24 protein-coding genes are annotated in these 23,787 nt (G+C 75.3%); 14 read left to right on the top strand and 10 right to left on the bottom strand.

Features of this window, described 5'->3' with window-relative positions; translation table 11 throughout:
- Positions 1–222: 222 nt before the first annotated feature.
- Positions 223–750 (top strand): GNAT family N-acetyltransferase, encoded by a 528-nt coding sequence (locus tag VKK44_RS15315; RefSeq protein ID WP_343441758.1) that lies wholly within the window; start codon positions 223–225, stop codon positions 748–750.
- Between the two features lie 6 nt (positions 751–756).
- On the opposite strand, the gene VKK44_RS15310 is transcribed toward VKK44_RS15315, so the two are convergent.
- Positions 757–2,202, bottom strand: a complete 1,446-nt coding sequence (locus tag VKK44_RS15310) for a M20/M25/M40 family metallo-hydrolase (protein ID WP_343441757.1) — start codon at positions 2,200–2,202, stop codon at positions 757–759.
- 100 nt (positions 2,203–2,302) lie between these two features.
- On the opposite strand from VKK44_RS15310, the gene VKK44_RS15305 reads away from it, so the two are divergent.
- Positions 2,303–3,601, top strand: a complete 1,299-nt coding sequence (locus tag VKK44_RS15305) for an NAD(P)/FAD-dependent oxidoreductase (RefSeq protein WP_343441756.1) — start codon at positions 2,303–2,305, stop codon at positions 3,599–3,601.
- 9 nt (positions 3,602–3,610) lie between these two features.
- Here VKK44_RS15305 and VKK44_RS15300 read toward each other — a convergent pair whose 3' ends face one another.
- The 3 genes from VKK44_RS15300 to VKK44_RS15290 all read right to left on the bottom strand — a co-directional run bounded on the left by VKK44_RS15300 (position 3,611) and on the right by VKK44_RS15290 (position 6,652).
- Positions 3,611–4,735, bottom strand: a complete 1,125-nt coding sequence (locus VKK44_RS15300) for an AI-2E family transporter (protein ID WP_343441755.1) — start codon at positions 4,733–4,735, stop codon at positions 3,611–3,613.
- Between the two features lie 73 nt (positions 4,736–4,808).
- Positions 4,809–5,627 carry a spermidine synthase gene (locus tag VKK44_RS15295; protein ID WP_458351669.1) on the bottom strand — a complete coding sequence of 273 codons (819 nt, stop codon included), beginning with the start codon at positions 5,625–5,627 and terminating at the stop codon, positions 4,809–4,811.
- Positions 5,628–5,680: 53 nt separating this feature from the next.
- Entirely contained in the window at positions 5,681–6,652 is a 972-nt protein-coding gene (locus VKK44_RS15290) for a DUF2267 domain-containing protein (protein ID WP_343441753.1), read from the bottom strand.
- Between the two features lie 184 nt (positions 6,653–6,836).
- Between VKK44_RS15290 and VKK44_RS15285 the strand changes: the two genes are divergently transcribed.
- The gene (locus tag VKK44_RS15285) at positions 6,837–7,151 is read left to right on the top strand and encodes a hypothetical protein (RefSeq protein WP_343441752.1); all 315 of its coding nucleotides are present in this window, start codon (positions 6,837–6,839) and stop codon (positions 7,149–7,151) included.
- Positions 7,152–7,226: 75 nt separating this feature from the next.
- Here VKK44_RS15285 and VKK44_RS15280 read toward each other — a convergent pair whose 3' ends face one another.
- Both VKK44_RS15280 and VKK44_RS15275 read right to left on the bottom strand, forming a co-directional pair.
- Complete coding sequence (locus VKK44_RS15280) at positions 7,227–7,574, bottom strand: STAS domain-containing protein (protein ID WP_343441750.1); 348 nt, start codon at positions 7,572–7,574, stop codon at positions 7,227–7,229.
- A gap of 43 nt (positions 7,575–7,617) precedes the next feature.
- On the bottom strand, positions 7,618–7,950 hold the full coding sequence (locus VKK44_RS15275; protein ID WP_343441749.1) for an STAS domain-containing protein: 333 nt from the start codon (positions 7,948–7,950) through the stop codon (positions 7,618–7,620).
- Between the two features lie 258 nt (positions 7,951–8,208).
- On the opposite strand from VKK44_RS15275, the gene VKK44_RS15270 reads away from it, so the two are divergent.
- From VKK44_RS15270 to VKK44_RS15250, 5 genes are all read left to right on the top strand, one after another.
- Positions 8,209–9,978, top strand: a complete 1,770-nt coding sequence (locus tag VKK44_RS15270) for a PP2C family protein-serine/threonine phosphatase (protein WP_343441748.1) — start codon at positions 8,209–8,211, stop codon at positions 9,976–9,978.
- Complete coding sequence (locus VKK44_RS15265) at positions 9,975–11,027, top strand: cobalamin B12-binding domain-containing protein (RefSeq protein ID WP_343441747.1); 1,053 nt, start codon at positions 9,975–9,977, stop codon at positions 11,025–11,027. The genes VKK44_RS15270 and VKK44_RS15265 overlap by 4 nt, the downstream gene beginning before the upstream one ends.
- A gap of 76 nt (positions 11,028–11,103) precedes the next feature.
- Entirely contained in the window at positions 11,104–11,451 is a 348-nt protein-coding gene (locus VKK44_RS15260; RefSeq protein WP_343441746.1) for an STAS domain-containing protein, read from the top strand.
- A gap of 70 nt (positions 11,452–11,521) precedes the next feature.
- Positions 11,522–11,968 (top strand): response regulator, encoded by a 447-nt coding sequence (locus VKK44_RS15255; RefSeq protein WP_343441745.1) that lies wholly within the window; start codon positions 11,522–11,524, stop codon positions 11,966–11,968.
- 121 nt (positions 11,969–12,089) lie between these two features.
- On the top strand, positions 12,090–12,539 hold the full coding sequence (locus VKK44_RS15250) for an ATPase (RefSeq protein ID WP_343441744.1): 450 nt from the start codon (positions 12,090–12,092) through the stop codon (positions 12,537–12,539).
- A 16-nt stretch (positions 12,540–12,555) separates the two neighbouring features.
- On the opposite strand, the gene VKK44_RS15245 is transcribed toward VKK44_RS15250, so the two are convergent.
- Positions 12,556–13,392 (bottom strand): hypothetical protein, encoded by an 837-nt coding sequence (locus VKK44_RS15245; RefSeq protein WP_343441743.1) that lies wholly within the window; start codon positions 13,390–13,392, stop codon positions 12,556–12,558.
- A gap of 353 nt (positions 13,393–13,745) precedes the next feature.
- On the opposite strand from VKK44_RS15245, the gene VKK44_RS15240 reads away from it, so the two are divergent.
- Positions 13,746–14,696, top strand: coding sequence for an endonuclease/exonuclease/phosphatase family protein (locus VKK44_RS15240; protein ID WP_343441742.1), 951 nt, complete (start codon positions 13,746–13,748; stop codon positions 14,694–14,696).
- A gap of 9 nt (positions 14,697–14,705) precedes the next feature.
- Here the strand turns inward: VKK44_RS15240 and VKK44_RS15235 are convergent, their stop codons facing one another.
- Both VKK44_RS15235 and VKK44_RS15230 read right to left on the bottom strand, forming a co-directional pair.
- The gene (locus VKK44_RS15235; protein WP_343441741.1) at positions 14,706–15,134 is read right to left on the bottom strand and encodes an OsmC family protein; all 429 of its coding nucleotides are present in this window, start codon (positions 15,132–15,134) and stop codon (positions 14,706–14,708) included.
- Between the two features lie 64 nt (positions 15,135–15,198).
- Positions 15,199–16,146: a serine/threonine-protein kinase gene (locus tag VKK44_RS15230; RefSeq protein WP_343441740.1), complete on the bottom strand. Its 948-nt coding sequence runs from the start codon at positions 16,144–16,146 to the stop codon at positions 15,199–15,201.
- A 133-nt stretch (positions 16,147–16,279) separates the two neighbouring features.
- Here VKK44_RS15230 and VKK44_RS15225 point away from each other — a divergent pair, with 133 nt between their 5' ends.
- Positions 16,280–16,504: a hypothetical protein gene (locus VKK44_RS15225; protein ID WP_343441739.1), complete on the top strand. Its 225-nt coding sequence runs from the start codon at positions 16,280–16,282 to the stop codon at positions 16,502–16,504.
- A 43-nt stretch (positions 16,505–16,547) separates the two neighbouring features.
- Here the strand turns inward: VKK44_RS15225 and VKK44_RS15220 are convergent, their stop codons facing one another.
- On the bottom strand, positions 16,548–17,360 hold the full coding sequence (locus tag VKK44_RS15220; protein WP_343441738.1) for an alpha/beta fold hydrolase: 813 nt from the start codon (positions 17,358–17,360) through the stop codon (positions 16,548–16,550).
- A 240-nt stretch (positions 17,361–17,600) separates the two neighbouring features.
- Here VKK44_RS15220 and VKK44_RS15215 point away from each other — a divergent pair, with 240 nt between their 5' ends.
- From VKK44_RS15215 to VKK44_RS15200, 4 genes are read left to right on the top strand one after another with little or no spacing between them, the layout of a single operon-like run.
- The gene (locus tag VKK44_RS15215; protein WP_458351668.1) at positions 17,601–18,341 is read left to right on the top strand and encodes a response regulator transcription factor; all 741 of its coding nucleotides are present in this window, start codon (positions 17,601–17,603) and stop codon (positions 18,339–18,341) included.
- Positions 18,319–19,812, top strand: coding sequence for a sensor histidine kinase (locus VKK44_RS15210; protein WP_343441736.1), 1,494 nt, complete (start codon positions 18,319–18,321; stop codon positions 19,810–19,812). Before VKK44_RS15215 ends, VKK44_RS15210 begins: the two co-directional genes overlap by 23 nt.
- A 45-nt stretch (positions 19,813–19,857) precedes the next feature.
- Positions 19,858–22,473 carry an ArnT family glycosyltransferase gene (locus VKK44_RS15205; protein ID WP_343441735.1) on the top strand — a complete coding sequence of 872 codons (2,616 nt, stop codon included), beginning with the start codon at positions 19,858–19,860 and terminating at the stop codon, positions 22,471–22,473.
- Between the two features lie 3 nt (positions 22,474–22,476).
- Positions 22,477–23,700: a glycosyltransferase gene (locus VKK44_RS15200; RefSeq protein ID WP_458351538.1), complete on the top strand. Its 1,224-nt coding sequence runs from the start codon at positions 22,477–22,479 to the stop codon at positions 23,698–23,700.
- Positions 23,701–23,787 lie beyond the last annotated feature (87 nt).

Below are 23,787 nucleotides of genomic sequence, written 5' to 3'. Positions count from 1 at the left end.
ACCGCATAGCCGACGAAACCGGGCACCCGCCCCGGGACGCCCCGCATCACGGCCCGGGCGGGTGGTGTGGGTTGCGCCGGGTTCGGCCCGATGATCAAGGAGTTCGGGTGGGGGTTGGGCTCTGCGGGCGACACGAACTCCTTGATCACCGGGGTACGGCGGGGTGGGGGGAGGGGAGGGGTGGAGGGGGCGTGGGGTGGGGGATGGCCGAGAGTGGTGCACGTGAGATACCTGCGCAGCGACGGCCGCGTCGCGATCCGACGTCCCCGGGCCGGCGACGAGGCGGAGTTCGTGGCCGCCGCCCGGCGCAGCCGGGACCTGCACCACCCGTGGGTGACCGCGCCGGACGACGCCGAGCGCTACGCGGCGTACCTGCGCCGGATCCGGCGGCAGGACACCTCCGGGTTCCTGTTCTGCGACCGGGCCAGCGGCGAGATCGCCGGGTACGCGAACATCGGCGGCATTGTGCTGGGCGCGCTACGGGGCGGCTACCTCGGTTACGCCGCGTTCCGCCCGTACGCGGGGACCGGTCACGCCTCGGCCGGCGTGCGACTGGTGATCGCGCACGCGTTCGGCGCGCTCGGGCTGCACCGGTTGGAGGCGAACATCCAGCCGGGCAACGAGCCGTCGAAGCGGCTGGCCCGCCGCCTCGGGTTCCGGCTGGAGGGATTCTCCCCGGACTACCTGTTCGTGGACGGCGCGTGGCGGGACCACGAGCGCTGGGCGATCACGGCCCCGTCGACACCCTGACCGGCCTCAGCTACCGGGCCTCGGGAACGCGACGGGGCTGCGGTGCCCGGCCCGGTCCACCGCGCGTACGCCGAAGAACACGTTGTCCTTGGACAGGTCGATGGTCACCTCGGTGACGTCGCCGACCGCCAGCACCTTCTGCCATTGGTCGGCGGTGGTCTCCCGCCACACCACCTCGTAGCCGGCCAGGTCCGGCTCGGTGCCGCGCTGCCAGCGCAGCGTGGTGTCGTTGGTCAGGTTCGTGGTGACCACGGTGGCGCCCTTCGGTGTGCCCGGGGCCTGGGCGAGCGACCAGAGCGCCGCGCCGTTCACCCGGGCCACCCGGGTGATGTAGTCGAAGTCGCAGAACTCGGGCAGGTCGCCGTACTGCACGCCGTCGACCACCCGGACGTCCTGGTGCTGGTGGGCGAAGTCCTCGGCGGGCTCGGTGAACCGGCCGGCCGGCCAGCCCTCGCGCAGGAACGAGATGTGGTCGCTGCCGCGCAGGTAGCGGTCCCGCCGGTAGATCACCCGCACGTCCATCCCGGTCGCGCCGTGGTCCGCCACGTCGGTGACGAACCGGGCGAGCTGCCGGGACGGGGAGTCGTTCTCGCCGCCGACGGACTGCCGCACGCTCGCCTCCGCCGGCGTCTCGGCGGTCGGCACGCCCTCGGCGAACAGTCGCACGGTACGCGGGTCGCGGGTGCCGTCGTCGGCGGTGCTGCTGCCGACGATGTCGTTGCTGAACATGCCCTGCACGTCCACGCCGGCCGCCTTCAACCGGCCGGCCAGGTACGCCGAGCCGTACAGGCCCTGCTCCTCGCCGGCGACGGCGGCGAGCACGATCGTCGCCTCGGTGCGGCGGGTGGCCAGCACCCGGGCCAGTTCCAGCACCACGGCCACGCCGGACGCGTCGTCGTCGGCGCCCGGGGCGTCGCTGACCGCGTCCATCACGTCGGTGGCGCGGGAGTCGTAGTGGCCGGTGATCACGTACACCCGCTCGGGCGTGACGCCGCCGCGCAGCGTGGCCACCACGTTGGTGATGGTGGTGGCGGTCGGGATCCGGGAGGCGGGCTCCTGCACGTACGACTGGAGTTCGACTGTCATCCGGCCGCCGGAGGCGGCGGCGTACCCGGCCAGTTGCGCGTGGATCCAGTCCCGGGCGGCGCCGATGCCGCGTACCGGATCGTCCTGGCTGGAGAGCGTGTGCCGGGTGCCGAACGCGGCCAGGCGACGGACGGTGGCCTCGATCCGGGCCCGGTCGATCTCGCGCAGCAGCGCGGTCAGCTCGCGGTCCGGCGGCTGCGGCCGGGCCGGTCGCCCCGGGCCGCGCGGCGTGTCGGCCGCCGCGGACGCCGGGCCCGCGGCGAGCGGCGTGGTGACGGCGGCGGCGGTGGCCGCGGCCGAGGCGGTGAGGAAGGTACGCCGGCTCGACCTCGTGGGTGGGCCCTCGGCGGACTCGTGGTTTCCCATCCCGGCATCCTCGCGCCGATCACGAGGAATGTCCATATCGGCCGGGGTGGATGGGTTGTCCTGACGTTTGTCGGAGGTCTGCCCGGGAACGGCAGCAGACATGACGAAACCACGTGTGGTGATCGTGGGGGCCGGGTTCGCCGGGTACCACGCGGCCAAGACGTTGCGCCGGCTGGCCCGCGACCGGGCCGAGATCGTCCTGTTGAACACGACCGACTACTTCCTCTACCTGCCGCTGCTGCCCGAGGTCGCGGCCGGCGTGGTCGAGCCGACCCGGATCTCGGTGCCGCTCGCCGGCACGCTCGACGGCGTCCGGGTGGTGGTCGGCGAGGCCGACCGGGTGGATCTCCAGAACCGCTGGGTCGGCTACCGCTCCGCCGAGGGCGAGCACGGCCAGCTCGCGTACGACCGGCTGGTCCTCTCCGTCGGCAGCGTCAACAAGCTGCTGCCCATCCCCGGGGTCACCGAGTACGCGCACGGCTTCCGCGGCCTGCCCGAGGCGCTCTACCTGCACGATCACGTGGTCCGGCAGGTCGAGCTGGCCGAGCTGACCGACGACCCGGCCGAGCAGCGGGCCCGCACCACGTTCGTGGTGGTCGGCGCCGGCTACACCGGCACCGAGGTCGCCGCGCACGGGCAGTTGTTCACCGACCGGCTGGTGGCCCAGCGTCCGCACCTGACCGTCCGGCCCCGCTGGATGCTGCTCGACGTCGCCCCGCGGGTGCTGCCCGAACTGGACCGGCGGATGTCCGTCACCGCCGACCGGGTGCTGCGTCGCCGCGGGGTGGACGTGCGGATGGGCACCTCGGTCGGCGAGGCCACCCCGGACGGCGTGATGCTCACCGACGGCGAGTACGTGCCCACGTGCAGCCTCATCTGGTGCGTCGGGGTACGCCCCGACCCGTTCGTGGCCGACCTGGGCCTGCGCACCGAGAAGGGCCGGTTGGTGGTCGACGGGTTCCTCAACGTTCCCGGGTACCCGGAGGTGTTCGCCTGCGGTGACGCGGCGGCCGTCCCCGACCCGACCCGCCCCGGCCAGGTGTGCGCGATGACCGCGCAGCACGCCCAGCGGCAGGGCAAGCTGGCCGCGCACAACATCGCCGCCTCGTACGGCCAGGGCACCCGCAAGTCCTACAAGCACCACGACCTGGGCTGGGTGGTGGACCTGGGCGGCAAGGACGCGGCGGCGAACCCGCTCAAGGTGCCGCTGTCCGGCCTGCCGGCCAAGGCGGTCACCCGCGGCTACCACCTGCTGGCCATGCCCGGCAACCGGCCCCGCGTCGCCGCGGACTGGGCGCTCGACGCGACCCTGCCCCGGCCGGCCGTGCAGCTCGGTCTCGTGCCGGCCAACGCGGTGCCGCTGGAGAGCGAGTCCCCGGAGCTGGTCCGCCGGCCCTGACACCCGGGGTCATCCGCCGGCCGGCGGCCGGTCCCGCGCCACGGGATCCGGGTCGCCGGCCGGACCGCCTCCCGGGCCCGGCCCCGGGTCCGCCGGAGCGGCCAGCACCAGCCGTCCGGCCGGAACGAACTCGCGCAGCAGCACCTGCACGACGCCGGCCGCCGGGATCGCCAGCAGCGCGCCGACCAGCCCGGCCAGCTCGGCCGCCAGCAGCACGCTGACCAGCACGGTCAACGGGTTGAGCCGGACCGCGCGAGCCATGATCACCGGTTGCAGCAGGTGGTTCTCCACCTGCTGGTAGACCACGAAGAAGACCAGCACCACGACGCCGGCCGTGGGGGAGCGCGCGAAGCCCGCGCCGGCCGCGACGATCGCGCCCATCGTGGCGCCGACCAGCGGGATCAGGTCGAACACGGCGACCACCAGCGCGATCACCGCGGCGAACGGCACCCCGAGCAGAAGCAGCACCACGAACGTCAGGCCGCCGCAGATCAGGCTGATCACCAGGTTTCCGCTCAGGTAGCCGGTGACGATCCGGGAGGAGTCGCGGCCGATGCGCCGCAACCGCTCCGCCGGGCCGTCCCCGACCAGCCGCAGCGTCGCCGCCACGATCCGGGGCGCCTCCAGCACCATCAGGTACGCCAGCACCACCACCGTGACCAGCGCTGCGGCGGCCTGCGCCGCGCCCCGGACCAGCCCGACCGTCGGCTCGCCGAGCCGGGAGCCGTACCGGCGCAACTGGCCGGGCTCGGCGTACCGGAGCAGGTGCAGGCGGTCCAGCAGCCGGCCGACCGGTCCCCGCCCGGCCTGGGCCTCGTGCACCAACTCCGGCACCCGGTCGGCGAGCCGGCCCAGCTCGTCCACCAACGGCAGGACGATCACCGTACCCAGCGCCGCGAGCAGCACGAACGTGGCCAGGAAGACCAGCAGGGTGGCCAGTGCCCGCCGCTGTACCCGACGCTCCAGCCGGTCGACGAGCGGCTTGAGCGCGACCGCGAGGAACGCCGCGACCAACCCCCAGACGAGCACCCGCCGGGTCGCCCAGACCAGCGCCAACCCGACCAGGGTGGCCAGCACCAGACCGATCACGATCAACGTCCGGCGGGCGGTGGACCGGTCGTCGGCGACGCTCATCCGGCGCGGCTACCCGCCCTGCCGGCGGAGAAACTCCACGCCGCGCGCCGGGAGGATCGCTACGCTCCCGGGCTCACCGCAGGTCGGCGTCGGTGACCGGCCAGGCGTCCGCGGCGAACGCGTCGAGTGCGGCGGCGTGCAGCACGGTCCCGGGCACCGGGTCACCGGCGACCCGCGCGGCGATCCGGCGGACCGGCAGCCGCCCCGGCCGGAGTGCGCCGGCGAGCACCACGTTGCCGTACCGCCGGCCGCGCAGCATCCTCCGGTCGGTGAGCAGGCAGACGTCGGCGAAGACGGCGCGCAGCGTGGCCACCTGCGCGCGGGTGTGCGCCAGCGGCGGCAGGTCGGTGAGGTTCACCAGGTAGACGCCGTCCGGGCGGAGCACCCGGGCCGCCTCGGCGGCGAACTCGACGGCCGACACGTGCGCGGGCATCCGGGCCGCCCGGTAGACGTCGCCCACCACCAGGTCGTATGCGGCGTCCGGCGCCCCGGCGACCGCGGCGCGGGCGTCGCCCAGCACCACCGTCACCTCCGGCGGCAGCGGCGGCAGCTTCCGGCGGACCAGCTCGACCACGCCGGGATCGCGTTCGACCACCCGCTGCGCCGAGCCGGGCCGGGTGGCGGCCAGCCAGCGGGGCAGCGTGAGCGCGCCGCCGCCCAGGTGCAGGGCGGTCAGCGGCTGTCCGGGCGGTGCGCTCAGGTCGACCACCGTGGCGATCCGTCGCACGTACTCGAAGTGCAGGTGACGGGCGTCGGCCACGTCCACGTAGGACTGCTCGACGCCGTCGGCGAGCAGCGTCCGCCCGGTGGGCCGGGCCGGGTCGACGACGATCTCCAGCACCTCGCGGTCGCGCTCCACGTCCGGAACGCTACCGGCGCGGATGCGGTGCAGGTCGGGGCCCCCGCCGGTACCGGCGGCGTCGAGCGGGGACCCCGCCTCGCAAGTCAGCCGGCGGCCATGCCGGCGCCGGCCGCGTCGACGGCGTCGTCGACGCGGTGCGCCAGGTCCACGTCCGCGGCGGTCACGCCGTCGACCTGCTGGGTCCGGACGGTGAGCACCGCGTTGTCCGGGTCCGGCCGGCCGATCTGCGGGCCGCGCCCGCCCTCGGCCCGGAGCCGGTCCAGCCGGTCCAGCACCCGGTCCAGGTTGCCGCCGGGCAGCTCGATGGTGCGCACCAGCGAGCGCCGGTCACTGGACCAGTACGGCAGCGTGGCGAGCGCCTCGCGCAGCTCCGCCTCGGTAAGCGGCGCGGTGGCGGAGCTGGCGCCCACCAAGCCGCCGCCGTACTCGGCCGGCCCGAGCAAATCCCGCAACCCGTCGGGTACGCGCAACGACCCGACCAGCTCGGCGTCGGCGTCGGCGAGCGCGGCCAGCGTCGCCTCCGCCTGGTAGCGGGCCTGTTCCGGGGTGAGCCGGCTGCGCCGTCCGACCTCGGCCAGGAAGCCCGGCAGGTCCTGCCGCCGTTCGATGCCGTCCACCGGGACCACGTCGTGCAGCTTCACCGGCACCGCTTCGAGCAGCCGTTCCCGCTCCGCGTCGTCGAGCGCCCAGGCCAGCGCCAGCACGGTGGCCTCCGCCGCGACCTTCGCCTCGGCGAAGTCGACGCCGGCGCGGCGGCTCACGTCGTCGACGAGGTCCCGGTAGCGGCGCCGGACGCCCCGGTCCGGCGGCGGATCCGGTAGCGGGCGGGGCCGCTCGGCCACCCCCACCGCCGGCGGCGTGGGCCCGCCCCGCGTGCTGTTGGGCTTGTGCCGGCCGGCCGGCGGCGGGCCGGACCGCTCGTGCTGGTCCAGCGAGGTGACCTGCTTGGACGCGCTCAGGCTGGCGCCGGTCTGGCTCGGTCGCCGCCCCTGTTCCCGGGCCTGGCGGGCCAGGGCCCGGCGGCGCTGGTTGTCGCCCTCCATCTGCTTGCGCATCGTCGCACCTCGTTCCGGGTCGGTTGCGCTTGCGCCGGTCGCCTTCCCGGTGCCACGGGGAAGCTAACGGCGCCCGGCGGGGCGTTCCGCTTCATTCGCTGCGGGTGAGGAGCGGTCACCCGGTGGGGCCGCACGATCGGGGTGGACCGGACAACTTCCGACGCACGCGGAAGGGCAGGTCGTCATGAAACGGATCGTGGAGATCGTCCCCGCTCGTCCCGGTTGGTACGCCCGCTGGCGCCTCGGCCCGGATGCCACCCGCTGCTACCCGGTGACGCTCTGGGCGCTGCTGGAGGGCGCCGACGGCGGTGGGCGGGAAGTGGTCGGCGTCGACTGCGTGGGGCAGTGGCCCGGCGCGGACGACGACGGGGCCGGAGACTTCGTCCGTTACCTGTTCCAGACGCCTGACGCCGGTGTGCCGGAGGACGCCGAACCGTCGGCGACGGGGGAGCCGCGGGACGGCGTCCCGCGCCGCATGGCCGTGGCGCCCACCGCCTGAGCCTTCCTCCAGGCCCCCGACCCCTGGTCCCAGGGTCGGGGGCCGCCCCCTGCCCGGGGACGGGACGCGGGTCGGTCAGCCCACCTCGCGGGCGTCGCCGGTCGCCGTGCGGGGCGGGGCGGTGAGCAGCTCGGCCAGGCCGGTGCGGTCCAGTAGCTGTCGGATCTGCGCGTTCAGGCCGAGCAGGTGGACCGCGCCGGTGCCGGCGCGGTGGATCAGCACCAGTGCGCTCAGCCCGGAGGAGTCGCAGAGCGTCACGTCGGTGAAGTCGAGCCACAGCTCCTGAAGACCGTCGCGGCGCAGCCCGGCGGCGGCCTCGACGAGTTCCGGCGCGGTGTCGAAGTCCAGCTCGCCGGCCAGCCGGAGCCGGGCGGAGCCGGCGTCGCGCCGGTCCACCTCGATGGTCAACAGCGGGGAGGGCACAGGTCCATGTTCCCAGTCGTCCGTGGCCCGGAAACCTCCGGGGTCAGGCGGACGCGGTGGAGTCGGCCGCGGACCGGTGGACAGGCGGGCGGTCCAGCAGACCGGTCACCCCGGTCAGGTCGAGGATGGTCGCCAGGAAGCGGGGGACCGCCCGGAGCTGGATCACGGTGCCGGCCTGCTGCCCCTCGCGCCAGGCGTGCACGATCACCGACAGGCCGGTGCTGTCCAGGAAGACCAGGTCGCCGAAATCCAGCACCAGCCGGGTGGGACGCGCGACGAGCAGGCGGTCGACCTCGGCGCGCAGCGGTGCCGCGGTGGCGTAGGCCAGGTCGCCGCCGACGCGGACGACCGGAACGCCCGGGTCGGAATGGTCCACGGAGATGCTCAGCGGCGTCGCTTCGGGCTTTCTCCGTCGAGGAACCACCATCACGCCCTTTCCGCAGGCTGCCGGTCTGGCAGGGACGTCCGGATCGTAACAACCCCGGGGCCGGGGCGCTCGGCGTGTGTTCGCGGCGCCGCGCCGCCGTCCGGTGGCGCTCCGGGCATACCCGCGTAGGGTGGGGTGACGAGATGTGACCACAGGCGCCACTTCCGGCGCTCCGCCGATGTCGACGAGGAGAGTGGGGCTCAGCTGGTGACTGCTGCCGACGTCAGGGGTTCCGACCCGGGCGACGGACGGATCTCCACGCCGAGTGCCGACCGGGCTCGGGTGTGGTCCGCCGGCGCTCCCACGGCGTCTGTCCTCCCACTGCTGGCCCCCGACCACGACGCCTCGATCGTCCCCGTCCCCGACTGGTCCGAGGTCGTGGAGCACTTCCGCGAGGGTCTCATCGTCTGCGACGCCGACGGCGTGGTGCGGCACGTGAGCCCGGTCGCGGAGCGGCTGGTCCCCGAGGTCGTGCCGGGCGAGGTGCTCGCCGCCACCGGCGTGGCGGCGCTGGGCGGCGACGGTCGGACCGAGTTCACCCACCACGGCCGGCGGTTGCGGCTGCGCCCGGTCGCACTCTCCCACGCCCGGCGCTGCTGGTACGTCGAGGACGTCACCGAGAGCGTCAGCCGGGCGGACGCGTTGCTCGCCGAGCGGGCCCGTTCGTTGTTCCTCGCCGTGGTCGGCGAGAAGCTCGGCAATCCGCTGCATCCCGACCGGGCCGCCGCCGCGGTGGCGCGGCTGGCGGTGCCCACGGTGGCCGACGTGGGGGTGCTGGTGCTGGCCCCGCGTTCCGGCCGGGCCCGCTGGTGGCGGGCGGTGCGCGCCGAGGACGACGCGCCCACCGTGGACGGCGGCGTGCTGCCCGCCAGCGCGCTGCCCGCGGCCATCGAGGCCGGCCTCGCCGGGACCGAACCGCACGCGCTGGACTGGCTCGTCGAGCAGGCCGCCGAGGCGGGCTGGCTGCCCGGCCTGGACGTGACCGGCGCCACCGCCCGGGTGGTGCCGCTGCCGGGCCGGGACGCCCCGGTCGGTGTGCTGCTGGTGGCCCGCCGGGCCGGTCGCTGGTACGACGAGGCCGACGTCGACCTGGTGCGCGCGTTCGCGGCCCGGGCCGGCGCGGCGCTGACCACCGCCATGCTCTACCGCGACCAGGCCGAGGTGGCCGACACGTTGCAGGCCAGCCTGGTGCCGGTCGAGCCGGCGGCGGCCTCGGGCGTGCAGTGGGGTACGGCGTACCGGCCGGCGCAGGCCGGTCTGCGCATCGGCGGCGACTTCTACGGCTCGCACCGGCTGGCCGACGGCGGCTCGGTCTTCTTCCTCGGCGACGTGTCGGGCAAGGGCGTGGAAGCGGCGGTCTTCACCGGCCAGCTCCGCCAGTGCCTGCACGCGTTGCACCGGGTGCAGCCGCAGCCGGCGCGGCTGCTGAAGCTGCTCAACGACGCGTTGCTGGAGACCACCCAGGCCCACGGGCAGGGCCGGTTCGCCACCATGGTGCTCGGGGTGGCCCGGCCGCACCGCGACGGCGGGCTGACCCTGACGATGGCCGGCGGCGGTCACCTGCCGCCGCTGGTGTTGCGCGCCTCCGGCGAGGTCGAGGTGGTGCCGTTGAGCGGCATGCTGATCGGCGTGGTGCCGGATCCGCGGATCGGCGAGGCCACCGTGCACCTGGCGCCGGGCGAGACGTGCCTGCTCTACAGCGACGGCGTGACCGAGGCGCGGGGCGGGTGGCGCGGCGACGAGCAGTTCGGCGCCGACCGGCTGCTCAACGCCGTGACCGGCTGTCACCGGATGCCCGCGCCGGCGCTGGCCGAGCGGGTCGAGCAGGTGACCTGCGACTGGCTCGCCCACGGTGACCACGACGACATCGCGGTGCTGGCGTTGCGGGCGACCGGTGCGGCCGGCCGCGCGACCCGTCACCTGCACGCGGTGCCGGGCCCGACGAGCGCCGAACCGACGAGGGAGCTGCCCGAGTGACCGCGACGACCACCGCAGCAAGCCCGGCGTACGCCTTCGCCCGCTATCTGGAGTGCCTGGCCGAGGCCGACGAGCAGGGCGCGGTGGCGGTCGCCCGGGGGCTGCTGGAGGCGGGCGCGCCGGCCGAGCGGGTCCTGCTCGACCTGGTCGCCCCGGCGCAGGCCGAGGTGGGCGAGCGGTGGGCACGCAACGAGTGGAGCGTGGCCCAGGAGCACGCCGCCACCCACATCAGCGAGCGGGTGGTGGCCGCGGTCGCCGCGTACGCCGATCCCCGGCCGACCCGCGGCCGGATCGTGATGGCCTGCATGGACGGTGAGTGGCACGCGCTGCCGGCCCGGCTGGTCGCCGAGGTGCTGCGGCTGCGCGGCTGGCAGGTGGTCTTTCTCGGTGCCAGCGTGCCGTCCGCGCACCTGGTGTCCTACCTGCACCGTTACGACGCCGACGCGGTGGCCCTGGCCTGCGCGCTGCCGATGCGGCTGCCGCACGCCCACCGGATGATCGAGGCGTGCCGCCGGTCCGACGTGCCGGTGGTGGTGGGTGGGCGTGGGTTCGGCGCGGACGGCCGCTGGGCGCGGGTGCTCGGTGTGGCGTGGGCGCCGGACGCGCCGGCCGCGGCCGACCTGGTCGCCGACGACCGGGCGCTGCGCGCGACGCCGCCCGCACGGCTGGACCACCTCGTCGACGACGAGTACGCCAGCCTGGTCAAGCGGCGGGGTGAGCTGATCGACAGCGCGCTGGCCGACCTGCGCGAGCGGGTGCCGACGGTGGTCGACTACACGCCGGCGCAGCTCGACTCGACAGTGGGCGACCTGGGCTACATCGTCGACTTTCTGGCCGCCGCGCTCTACGTCGACGACGGGACGCTGTTCGCCGAGTTCGTCGAGTGGTTGGTGGAGATTTTGGTCAGTCGCGGCGTGCCGGCGGGCGCGGTCGGCCTCACGCTCGACCACTATGGACAGCAGCTACGGGACTTCCCCCGCGCCTCCGGCTTCCTGGAGCGGGGGCGGGCCGTGGTGGGCGGCCGGGCGTCGGTGGCGGCGGGCCGCTGACCGGGGCCGGACGGGACTCCCCCTATACTTGCTGTACTGCAAGCGTCTGCCTGCGGTGGAAGTGAGAGGGGCCACGGTGACGTTCGCCGTCACGTCCGCCCAGCGGGACCAGGGCGTGACCTGCCTCCGGCTCGCCGGCGAACTGGACCTCAGCACGGCCGGGGAGCTGACCGCCGAGATCGACCGGCTGGTCGCCGAGGGCCGGCGCGAGCTGCTGCTCGACCTCACCGAGCTGACGTTCTGCGACTCGACAGGCATCGCCGCCTTCGTCCGCGGGGACAACCTCGTCGCCGCCGACGGTGGCTGGCTGCGGCTCACCGGGGCGGCCGGCCGGGTCGCCCGGGTGCTCCAGGTGACCGGGCTGGCCGAGGTGCTGCACGACGACCGCGACACGGTCGACCCGACGCCGTCGGCCAGCTCCTGATCGGATAGATTTCCCCGCCAACGGCCGGCCGCGCGGCCGGTGCCCTCCTCGACACGAAGCAGGTAGCCCCATGGGTCAGCCCAGTTCGAGCCCGGTCCGCATCCTGGTGGTGGACGACGATCCGGGTGACGTCCTGATGATCGAGGAGGCGCTCGAGGAGTCGGACGTCGAGAAGGTCATCGACGTGGTCGCCGACGGCGAGGAGGCGATGGAGTTCCTCCGTCGCGAGGGCCGGCACACCGGGGCGCAGCGACCGGACGTCATCCTGCTCGACCTCAACATGCCCCGGATGGACGGGCGGCAGGTGCTCGGCGAGGTCAAGCGGGACGAGAACCTCCGGAGCATCCCGATCGTGGTGCTCACCACCTCCAACGCCGACACGGACGTGGTGAGCAGCTACACGCTCCAGGCCAACGCGTACGTCACCAAGCCGATCGACCTGGACGACTTCAACGACGTGGTGCGCCGCATCGACGAGTTCTTCGGTCGGGTGGTCGTGCTCCCCAAGCACGCCTGACGACCCGCCCGTCCCGGTGTCCGGATGCTGAACATTTCCGGTGAACGGCCGCCGCCGGTCCCGCCCGCCCCGCAGGATCGTCAGGTGGGGGACGCGCGCCGGCTGCCTGGGGGGCGACAGCATGAGGTTCTCGGTGGTGGAGGCCGGTTACGACCGGCGTCAGGTGGATGCCTGCCTGGACGAGCTGGATCTCCGGCTGCGCCGGCTGGCGGCGCGTGCGGAGGGCGTCGCGGGGACGGGCCGGGAGTGGGACCAGATCCGGCTGGACGCCGGGCACCTCTGCGACTATCTCCGGCGCCGCGCGGCGCCGGCCGACGGGTCCGTCCCGGCCGGCCCGTCGGTCGTCGAGCGGGAGGCCGCCGAGCTGCTGGCCCGGGCCCGGGCTGAGCTGGACGCCGCCCGGGAGGAGGCCCGCCGGGTGCGGGAGGAGGCGTACGCGGAGGCGGTGCGGGCGCGCCGTGAGTTCGAGGCCGCGCTGCTGGCCCGCCGCCGCCACGAGGCCCGGGTCGACGAGATCCTCTCCGGCGCCCGCGTGTCCGCCGACACCCCCACCGCCGCCGCCGGGCGGTGAGGCGGCGTTCCGGGCCTCAGGACAGCGCCGCCACCACCGTGGTGGCCCGCTTCTCGTGTTTCGCGTACGCGTCGGGGAACGCGGAGATCTGGACCGCCTGGGCTGCGCCGGTGACGCTCATGTCCGCCCAGCCCGGGACGTCGACCAGCGCGGTGTAGAACGCCCGGGCCGCGTACGCCGGTCGCATGAGTTCGGTGACCGTGCCCCAGCCGCTGCTCGGGCGCTGCTGGAACAGCCCGACCGAGTCGTGGTCGGAGCCGCTGCCCTGGTGCGGCTGCGCGAACGACTCGGGCAGCACGTCGCTGGCCAGGTTGTGCAGGTCGCTCTCCTGCATGGCGGTGGCCACCGCCACCACCATCGCCCGGCGCGGCAGCCGCATGTCCCGGCCGACGTCGACGATCGCCTTCGCGTTGTCCATCTGCCGCTGGTCCAGGCCGGCGACGGGGCGCGGGTGCTTCGGGCGGACCACCTTCCTCGGTGGCTTCCTCTCCGCCGGCCTCGGGCTCGGGGTGGCGACCGGGGCGGGCGACGCCGGGGCGGCGGCGGGCGGCACCGCGCGGGTGAAGTCGCGGGAGGCGCGCTGCTCGACGGCGGCCCGGTCGGCGAGCGCCTCGCGTACCTCCAGGGGCGGCTGCCCGGCCTCGCCGACGCCGACCACGCCGATCAGGCCGAGGCAGCAGGTGACGCCGGTGGCCACCGCGATCCGGCCGGGGCGGGAGCGGGCCGCGCCGCGCCGGGGTGGCTCCGGGGAGCGGTGCCGCCCCACCCGGCGTTCGGCCGATGCCGGGTCGATCGTTCGGCCAACCGGACGGTTCGCGGGCGATGGCTGGTGGTCGGGGTGGTCGGGATGCACCCGCCGAGGCTAGAAAGCTTCGCGGCGCTTGCCATCGGGGTGGTTGGTGGCATGCGCCACAGTTTGCCGGAATCCGGTGCGGCATAACCGTCAGCCGCTCATCAAACGATCAAGCCTCTGTTCTCCGTAAAGTCGCTCATGACGGATTCGGGATGACGATCCGGGCATGAGTCCCGTTGCCGTGCCCGTCGTGACGACCTCCTCCGAACGGGGGAGGACCCACCGGTCACCCGGCCACGTGATCGACGCCGGCCCGCCGAGGCCAGCCGTCCCCGACCCGCCACCGTCCGGGGCCGGTGCGGCTACCCGAATGCGGCGCACCGGGTGTCCGGCCGCTCGATACGATGCGGACGGTGACGGAGCAGAGGGTCGACGAACGGGCCGCCGGTGAGCCCGCCGGTCGGCGGGGCCGCCGGGGCACGATCGTCATCTCCTGCGCCGTGCTGCTCACCGTGCTCCTGCTCGGGCACCGGGCGGTGCCCAACGTGCACGGGCTGGGCAGCCTGGTGGACAGCGCCACCCCGCTGCTCGGTCTCGGCGTACCTTTGCTCGGGCTCGCGGCGCTGCTGCGCCGCTCCCGCCGCGCGCTGCTCGCCGTGCTGGTGCCGGCGCTGGTCTGGGCCGGGCTCTTCGGTCGGGCCTGGCTGCCCCCGGCCGCCGGCGCCGACGGCACCTCGGTGCGGGTGGCCAGCCAGAACCTGCGATCCGGGAACCCCGACCCGGCCGCCACCGTCGGCGCGCTGGCCGATGACGCCCCGGACCTGATCGGGTTGCAGGAGGTCGACGACGGGGAGCGGATCGCGCCCGCCCTGGCCGGCCGCTACCCGCACCGGACGGCGGTCTCCACGGTGGCGCTGTGGAGCCGCTGGCCGATCCGCGAAACCCACGGCGTGGACACCGGGCTGGGCTGGGACCGCGCGCTGCGCGCCGTGGTGGCCGCCCCGCAGGGCGACCTGACCGTGTACGTCGTCCACCTCGGCTCCGCCCGCGCCGGGCACACCACCACCCGCGACGAGACGGTGGCGGCGCTGGCCCGCGCCGTCCGTGCCGACCCGGCCGACCGGCTGGTGGTGCTCGGCGACCTGAACACGGCCACCACCGACCGGGTCTTCGACCCGCTGACCCGACTGCTCGGCGACGCGCAGGCCGAGGCCGGGCAGGGCTTCGGCTTCACCTGGCCGGCGGAGGTGCCGGTGACCCGCCCGGACCACGTGCTCTACCGGGGGCTCACCCCGACCGCCGCGGGCGTGGTGCACACGCCGGACACCGACCACCGCGCGGTGACCGCCGGCTTCCGCTGGTGAGCCGGGCGTTCAGTGCCGGCCGTTCTCGGCCGGGGTGACCGTGAGCCGGTGGCGGCTCGGGTCACCGCTGGAGAACGGCCAGAGCCGGTCGGCGTACGCGACCAGCTCGGCCAACTGGTCCCGGGTGAGTCCGGCCGAGGAGATCTCGGCGTGCACGTCGGCCCGGTAGCGGCCGTCGTCGTCGCGGCCCAGCGTCGCCTCGGCGGTCACCTGCACGGTGTGCGCCTCGTCGGTGATCTCGCCGGCCGCCTCCACCGCGGCGTGGTGCAGGCAGGAGGCGAACGCGGCGGCCAACAACTGCTCCGGCGTCAGACCGGAACAGTGTGGCGCCAGCGGGGACGCCAGGGCGGAGGAGAAACCGCCGTCGTCGGTGCGTACGTGACCGCCCGCCGCGGTCGCCGTGGCCGTCTCGGCCAGCCAGGAACTCGGATCCGGCATCGCGTTCCTCCCGTCACTCACCGGCCCGCGTTCCCGGCCGCCGACGGGCGAAACCGCAGTACGCTCAGCGGATCCCCCCGCTCGTGGCGGCGTCCACGGCCATCGCCTCGGTCGCCTCGGCGGCGTCCCGTCCGGTCCACGGGGACGTCTCGCCGATCCGCTGCCGGGGCAGCACCACGGTCATCGGCACGTAGATGCGGGCGTCGACCGCCTCGGCCAGCAGCAGCGCGGCCATCGGGCTGGTCGGCCGCGCGGCGGGGTCGGAGTCGAGGCAACGCTCGCACAGCTCGACCACCTCGGCCGGCAGCCCGGGGACCTCCGGCAGCGGCCGGGGCGGCAGGCGGCGACGTGCGCCGAGCAGCTGGGTGGTGCTGACGGCGTCGTACGGCAGCCGGCCGGTCAGGCAGTAGTAGAGCAGCACGCCGAGCGCGTACATGTCGGCGGCCGGGGTGGCCGGTTGCCGGTCGAGCTGCTCCGGGGCGAGGTACGCCGGGGTGCCCACCACGATTCCCTCCGGGGTGTGGTCGAGCGCGCCGGCCGGCGTGGCGATGCCGAAGTCGAGCACCTTCACGCCGGACGGGGTGAGGATCACGTTTGCCGGCTTCACGTCCCGGTGCACGATGCCGTGCCCGTGCGCGGCGGCCAGCGCGGCGCACACCTCGGCGCAGACCCGCACCGCGATATGCCAGTCCAGCGGGCCGGCGCGCAGGTGCGCGGCGAGCGTCTCGCCCTCGGCCAGCTCCATCACGATGTAGGGCACCGGCCGTCCGTCCGGCAGCGTGGCGGTGCCGAAGTCGTGCACGCTGGCCACGTTCGGGTGCACCAGCCGCGCCGCCGAGCGGGCCTCGGCTTGGATCCGTTCCACCGAACCGGCGTCGCCGTCCAGCCCCGGCGAGATCAGCTTGATCGCGACGGTCCGGTCCAGCACGCGGTCGTGTGCGCGCCACACCTCCGACATGCCACCCACGGCCGCGCGCTGTTCGAGCTCGTACCGCCCGCCCAGCGTCCTCATCGACCACTCCCTGTCTCGTCCGGTCCCCCCGGACCCGCTACCCGGCCTCCGAGCTGTGCAAACCGCCCGGGGTGGGTCGGCCGTCGGGGTAGCTTCGCGAGCGGGGGTGTCGACGCCGGGACGGAGGGTGAGCGTGGCGCTGGTGCGCGTACGGTTCGTCGGTGGTCCGGCCGACGGCGTGGCCCGGGACCTGCCGGCGGAACCGGACGGCGCGCCGCCGCGCCGGTGGATCCTGCGCCACCCCGAGCAGCCGCCCGCCGACGTGGCGGACCATCTCTACGAGCGGGGCGACCGGGTCGGCCCGGACGGCTGGACGATGCGCTACGTGCGCACGGACCCGTTCGGCGCCACCGAGTAGGGGCGGACGTGGCGGCGCGTCGACCCGGCGCGGCGCGGACGGTTCAGGCCGGCTGGACACCGGTGGTGCCGAGGATGACCGAGGCGACCAGCTCCGGGTCGTCGTGCATCGGCACGTGCCCGCAGCCGGGCAGGTCCAGGTGCCGGGCGGTGGGCAGCCGGGCGCGGGCCAGCGCGGCCTGCCGGTGGGGCAGGATGCGGTCCCGGGTGCCCCAGGCCACCGTCACCGGGACGGTGGGCCGGCCGGCGAAGGCGTACCCCCGGCCGGCGCGGGCGACGGCGCGGAACGCGCGTGCCCGGCGCAGCGCGCGGGCGTCCGCGAGCGCCACGTCCGGCGTCAACCGGTCCGGCCGGGCCAGGATCATGCCCAGCGCCACGGCCCGCAGCGCCGGCGCGGCGAACAGGTGACGCAGCACCGGCTCGGGCAGCCGGGCCGCGTTGCGGTGCAGGGTGAGCACGGTGAGCGCCCAGCGCAGCTCGCGTGCGGTGCAGAAGCCGGCCGGCGACAGCGCGGTGGCCGAGGCGACCGCCCCGGCGGCGGCCAGCTCCAGCGCGATCGCGCCACCGAGGCTGTTGCCGGCCACGTGCGGGCGGTCCAGCCCGAGCGCGGCGAAAAGCTCGACCACGCCGGCCACCAGCCCGGGCATGTCGGCGGGCAGGCCGGCGGCGGGCACCGGGGACCGGCCGAAGCCGGGCAGGTCGACGGCGATCACGTCGTGCGTCCCGGCGAGCCGGTCCAGCACCGGCAGCCAGGCGCCGCCGTGGTGGCCGATGCCGTGCCGCAGCACCAGCGCCGGCCCGGCGCCGCGCCGCTCGAAGACCACCTGCCCGCCGGGGCGGGGATCCGGCGCGGTCACGGCCCGGCCGGCGACGTGCCGGGGCCGGTGCCCCGGGCCGCGCCGGTCACCGGCACCACCCGGCCGGTAAGCCGGCCGGTGGGACGGCCGTCGATGGACATGCCGGCAAGTTACCACCGGGTAGTCGGCCGGGGAAGGCCGGATCGGTCCGCCTGATCCCCACGCGCCGCCGGCACAGCTGGTACACAGGATCGGGACAGCACCGGTACAGCCGGCGCGCCCACGATGGGGAGCATGGTCATGAACGGGCAGGCCGCGCAGGGCCGGATCGAACTGCGTCGACCGGACGGCGAACCGGTGCGGGTGCTGGTGGTGGACGACGAGCCGACGCTCACCGACCTGCTGTCGATGGCCCTGCGCTACGAGGGCTGGCAGGTCGCCACCGCCGGCAACGGGATGGCGGCGATCAGCGCGGCCCGCCAGTTCCGGCCGGACGCCGTGGTGCTCGACGTGATGCTGCCCGACCTGGACGGCTTCCAGGTGCTGCGTCGCCTGCGCGAGCAGTCGCCCAGCGTGCCGGTGCTGTTCCTGACCGCCCGGGACGCGGTGGAGGAGCGCGTCGCCGGGCTCACCGTCGGCGGTGACGACTACGTCACCAAGCCGTTCAGCCTGGAGGAGGTGATCGCCCGGCTGCGCGCCCTGCTGCGCCGCTCCGGGTTCGCGGTCGCCGCCCGGGAGGAGGCGGTGCTGACCGTCGGCGACCTCAGCCTCGACGAGGACAGCCACGAGGTCCGCCGCGGTGACGCCCTGATCACGCTCACCGCCACCGAGTTCGAGCTGCTGCGCTACCTGATGCGCAACCCGCGCCGGGTGCTCAGCAAGGCGCAGATCCTCGACCGGGTCTGGAACTACGACTTCGGCGGCCAGGCCAACGTGGTCGAGCTGTACATCTCGTACCTGCGCAAGAAGATCGACGCGGGCCGCGCGCCCATGATCCATACGCTGCGCGGCGCGGGCTATGTCCTCAAGCCCGCGGAGTGACCGGGGCGGGCGGCTGCGCCGCCGGCTGGCCGGCTGGTCGCTGCGCCGCCGCCTGGTGCTCTCCGTGGTGGCGCTGCTGGCGCTGGTCAGCGTCGGCATCGGCGGCCTGACCACGGTCGCGCTGCGGCACTTCCTGATCACGCGGATCGACGACCAGCTCACCGGTGGCGAATCCCGCCGCCACGTGCGGCAGCCCTCTCCCTTCGAGCTGCCGCAGGACCGGCCGGACACCTTCCGCCCGGGGTTCCCACCCGGCTACCCGGCCGAGTCCGTGGCGGCGCGGGTCGTCGACGGGAAGGTCGCCCTGGCGTTCCGGCAGGCGGCCACGCAGCCGACCACGGTGCCGGCGGACGAGGTGGCGCCGCTGGCCCGGCTCCGTCCCGATGCCGCGCCGCGCACGGTCGCGCTCGCCGGACGCGGCGACTACCGGGCGGTGGCCCGGCAGATGCCCGACGGCGACGTCCTGGTCTTCGCCATCCCGCTGGCCGAGGTCGACGAGACGGTCATGTGGATGGTGGTGGCCCAGGCCGGGGTGATCGGTGCCGGGCTGGTCATCGCCGGCGGTCTCGGCGCGCTCATCGTCCGGGGCACGCTGCGGCCGTTGAACCGGGTCGCCGCCACCGCCGCCCGGGTCACCGAGCTGCCGCTGGACCGGGGCGAGGTGGCGCTGTCGGTCCGGGTGCCGGCCGCCGACACCGACCCGCGCACCGAGGTCGGGCAGGTCGGGGGCGCGCTCAACCGGATGCTCGGCCACGTCGCCGCCGCGCTCGCCGCCCGGCAGGCCAGCGAGACGCGGGTACGCCAGTTCGTCGCCGACGCCAGCCACGAGCTGCGGACGCCGCTGGCCGCCATCCGGGGGTACGCGGAAGTGGCCCGGCGCGGCCGGCAGGAGGTGCCACCGGACGTGGCGCACGCGTTGCGCCGGGTCGAGTCGGAGAGCACCCGGATGACCAGCCTCGTGGACGACCTGCTGCTGCTCGCCCGGTTGGACTCCGGCCGACCGCTGGCCGCCGACCCGGTCGACCTGACCGCCATGGCGGTGGACGCGGTCAGTGACGCGCACGTGGCCGGCCCGGAACACCGCTGGCAGCTCGACCTGCCGGACGAGCCGCTCACCGTCACCGGCGACGGCCACCGCCTGCACCAGGTGCTGACGAACCTGCTCGCCAACGCGCGCGTGCACACGCCGGCCGGCACCACCGTGACCACCCGACTGTCACCGGCCCCGGACGGCGTGGAACTCCGGGTCACCGACGACGGGCCGGGCATCCCGGCCGAGCTGCAACCGGAGGTGTTCGAACGGTTCGCCCGCGGCGACGGCTCGCGCTCCCGCGCGCACGGCAGCACCGGCCTGGGGCTGGCCATCGTCGCCGCCGTGGTGGAGGCCCACCACGGCCGGGTCGAGGTGACCAGCCGCCCCGGCCACACCGCGTTCCGCGTCTGGCTGCCGGGATCCACAGCGGACACATAGGTCGCTCACGGGGACGAGCCAGCGGCTCTGGCGAGGCTTGCCGGCATGGACAGAACCGAGAGCCTGCTGACCTCGCCGACGGCCGGCCCGCCCGGACGAGCCGCGTCCGCCGGCCCACCCGCGACCGGACCGGCCGCCGCGCCCGTACCCGAGCCGACCCCGACCCCGGCGGACCCGCCCGGCCGCGACCCGCGCTGGGCCCGCCCGGCCCTGCTCGGCCTGCTGGTGGCCACCGGGTTGCTCTACCTGTGGGGTCTGGGCGCCTCCGGCTGGGCGAACGCGTTCTACTCGGCGGCCGTGCAGGCCGGCTCGGAGAGCTGGACGGCGTTCCTCTACGGCTCCTCGGACGCGGCCAACTCGATCACCGTCGACAAGACGCCGGCCTCGCTCTGGCTGATGGCGCTCTCGGTGCGCGTCTTCGGGCTGAACGCCTGGTCGGTCCTGGTGCCGCAGGCGCTGCTCGGCGTCGCGTCGGTGGCCGTGCTGTACGCGACCGTGCGCCGCTGGTACGGCCCGGTGGCCGGTCTGCTCGCCGGCGCGGTCCTGGCGCTGACCCCGGTGGCCACGCTGATGTTCCGGTTCAACAACCCCGACGCGCTGCTGGTGTTCCTGCTGCTGGCCGCCGCGTACGCCACGGTCCGGGCGGTCGAGACCGCGGGCACCCGGTGGATCGCGCTGGCCGGCGCGCTGGTCGGCTTCGGCTTCCTCACCAAGATGCTCCAGGCGTTCCTGGTGATCCCGGTGTTCGCCGGTGTCTACCTGCTGGCGGCGCCGACCGGCCTGTGGCGGCGGATCCGTCAGCTCCTGCTGGCCGGGCTGGCCGTGGTGGTGTCCGCCGGCTGGTGGGTGGCGGTCGTGGAGTTGGTGCCGGCCAGCGCCCGTCCGTACGTCGGCGGCTCGCAGCACAACAGCATCCTGGAGCTGACCCTCGGCTACAACGGCCTGGGCCGGATCACCGGTGACGAGGTGGGCAGCGTCGGCGGGGGCGGTCGGCCGGGCGGCGGGGGCGGCGGCCCGTTCTCCGGCCAGGCAGGTCTGCTGCGGATGTTCGACACCGAGGTCGGCGGGCAGATCTCCTGGCTGCTGCCGGCCGCGCTGATCCTGCTGGTGGCCGGCCTGTGGCTGGCCGGGCGGTCGGCGCGGACCGACCGCCGCCGGGCCGGCCTGCTGCTCTGGGGCGGTTGGCTGCTGGTCACCGGGCTGATCTTCAGCTTCATGTCCGGCATCTTCCACGCCTACTACACGGTCGCCCTGGCCCCGGCCGTCGGCGCGCTAGTCGGCATCGGGGTCACCCAGCTCTGGCGGGCCCGGACCGTGCCCACCGCGTCCGCTGCCGCCTCCTCCCCGGCGACCATGCCTGCCCCGGCGACCGCCCCCGCCCCGGCGACTGCCCCTGCCCCGGCGACTGCCCCTGCCCCGGCGACCGCCCCGGCCCCGCCGGCCGGTCTGGTGTCGGCCGCGTCCGATCCCGTCGGGCCCGGCGTCGCGTCGGCCGGACCGGTCGGGGCCGAGCGCACCCCGGCGCGGAACGGCTGGCGCGCACACGCCGCCACGCTGGTCCTGGCCGGCACGCTGGCGGTCACCGCCTGGTGGTCCTGGCGCCTGCTCGGCCGCAGCCCCGACTGGCAGCCCTGGCTGCGTCCCACCGTCCTGACGGCCGGCCTGACCGCCGCCGTCCTCCTGGCCCTCCTCGACCTCCCGGTGATCAAGGGCTTTGTGTCGGCCGGGGCGCCACCCACCGACGCGAACTCCTTGGTCACCACGGGTCGGGCGGGTCGGGCGGGTCGGGCGGGTCGGTGGTGGACGCGCGGGGTGGTGACGGGGGTGGCGGCGCTGGGGGTGTCGGCGGGGCTGGCCGGGCCGGCGGCGTACGCGCTCCAGACCGCGGCGACCCCGCACACCGGCTCGATCCCGAGCGCCGGCCCCGACGTGATGGGTGGCTTCGGGCCGGGCGGCCGGGGCGGCTTCCCCGGCGGACGGATGCCGGGCGGGGAGTTCCGCGGCGGCGCGATGCCCGGCTTCCCGGGCGGCGGGAACGGTCCGTTCCCGGGTTTTCCAGGCGGTCAGAACGGCGCGTTCCCGGGGTTCCCGGGCGGCGGCCAGCCGCCCGGCGCTCCCGGCGGCCAGAACGGCGGCACCGGCCAGAACGGCGGCACCGGCCAGAACGGCGGCACCGGCCAGAACGGCGGCACCGGCCAGAACGGCGGCACCGGCCAGAACGGCGGCACCGGCCAGAACGGCGGTGTCGGTCAGGACGGCGGTGTCGGGCGTGGCCAACGCGGCGGCGGCATGGGCGGGCTGCTCGACGCGCGTGAGCCGAGCGCCGAGATGACGGCGCTGCTCAAGACCGACGCCGAGGACTACACCTGGGTCGCGGCCACGATCGGCTCGAACAACGCCTCCGGCTACCAACTCGCCACCGGCGAGCCGGTGATGCCGATCGGCGGCTTCAACGGCAGCGACCCGTCGCCGACGCTGGCGCAGTTCCAGCGGTACGTGGCCGACGGCCGGATCCACTGGTTCCTCGGCGGCGGCGGGTTCCGGGCCAACGGCGGCAGCAGCGCGTCGGCCGAGATCACCGCCTGGGTCGCCGAGAACTTCACCGCGACCACCGTCGACGGGGTGACCGTGTACGACCTGAGCAGCGGAAAGCAGGGCTGAGCGATGATCCTGATGCCGGAGCCCCGGGCCGCCGTGCAGGCCCGGCCCACCGCCGAGGGCGTGGTGCTGGACGTGGTGGTCCCGGTCTACAACGAGGAGGTCGACCTCGGCCCCTGTGTCCGGCGGCTGCACGCCTACCTGACCGCCCAGTTCCCGTACCCGTTCCGGATCACGGTGGCCGACAACGCCAGCTCCGACGGCACCCTGGCGTTGGCCGAGGCGCTCGCCGCCGAGCTGCCCGAGGTGGCGGTGCTGCACCTGGCGGAGAAGGGGCGCGGACGGGCGTTGCGGGCCGCCTGGTCGGCCTCGCCGGCACCGGTGCTCGCGTACCTGGACGTGGACCTCTCCACCGATCTGGCGGCGCTGCCGCCGCTGGTGGCGCCGCTGCTGTCCGGGCATTCCGACCTGGCCATCGGCACCCGGCTGGCGCGCACCAGCCGGGTGGTCCGGGGCGCCAGGCGGGAGGTGATCTCCCGGGGCTACAACCTGCTGCTGCGCGGCACGCTCGCGGTGCGCTTCTCCGACGCCCAGTGCGGGTTCAAGGCGATCCGCGCCGACGTGGCGGCCGAGCTGCTGCCGCTGGTCCAGGACACCGGCTGGTTCTTCGACACGGAGCTGCTGGTGCTGGCCCAGCGGGCCGGGCTGCGGATCCACGAGGTGCCGGTGGACTGGGTGGACGACCCGGACAGCCGGGTGGACGTGGTCGCCACCGCCCTGGCCGACCTGCGCGGCATCGGACGGCTGGGCCGCGCGCTGCTCACCGGCGCGTTGCCGTTGGCGCGACTGCGCGCCCAGCTCGGCCGGGGGCCGCTGCCGGCGCCGCCGGCGCAGGTGCCGGTCGGGCTGCCCGGCCAGCTCGTCCGCTTCGCCGCGGTGGGGGTGGCCAGCACGCTCGCGTACCTGGTGCTTTTCCTGGTGGCCCGCGGCCCGCTCGGCGCGCAACCGGCGAACCTGCTGGCGCTGCTGCTGACCGCGGTGGCGAACACGGCGGCCAACCGCCGGCTGACGTTCGGCGTCACCGGCCGCCGGCATGCCGGACGGCACCACCTCCAGGGGCTGCTCGCGTTCGCGCTGGGCCTGGCCCTGACCAGTGGCTCCCTGGCCGTCCTGCACGCCGTGACGGTCCCGCCGCGCGCGGTCGAGCTGGCCGTCCTGGTGGCGGCCAACCTGGTCGCCACCGCGCTGCGCTTCCTGCTGCTGCGTCTGGCCCTGCACCACCGCCCCTGATCCCCAGCCTCGTCGATCATGAAGTCGGCGGTCGCGACACGCCGCGAAGACCTGCCGCCAACTTCATGATCGACGGTGGGTGGCAGG

The organism is Micromonospora sp. DSM 45708 (genome assembly GCF_039566955.1).
GTDB lineage: Bacteria > Actinomycetota > Actinomycetes > Mycobacteriales > Micromonosporaceae > Micromonospora.
The sequence above is the reverse complement of the archived record's forward strand: the minus strand, read 5'-3'. Positions and strand labels throughout refer to the sequence as shown.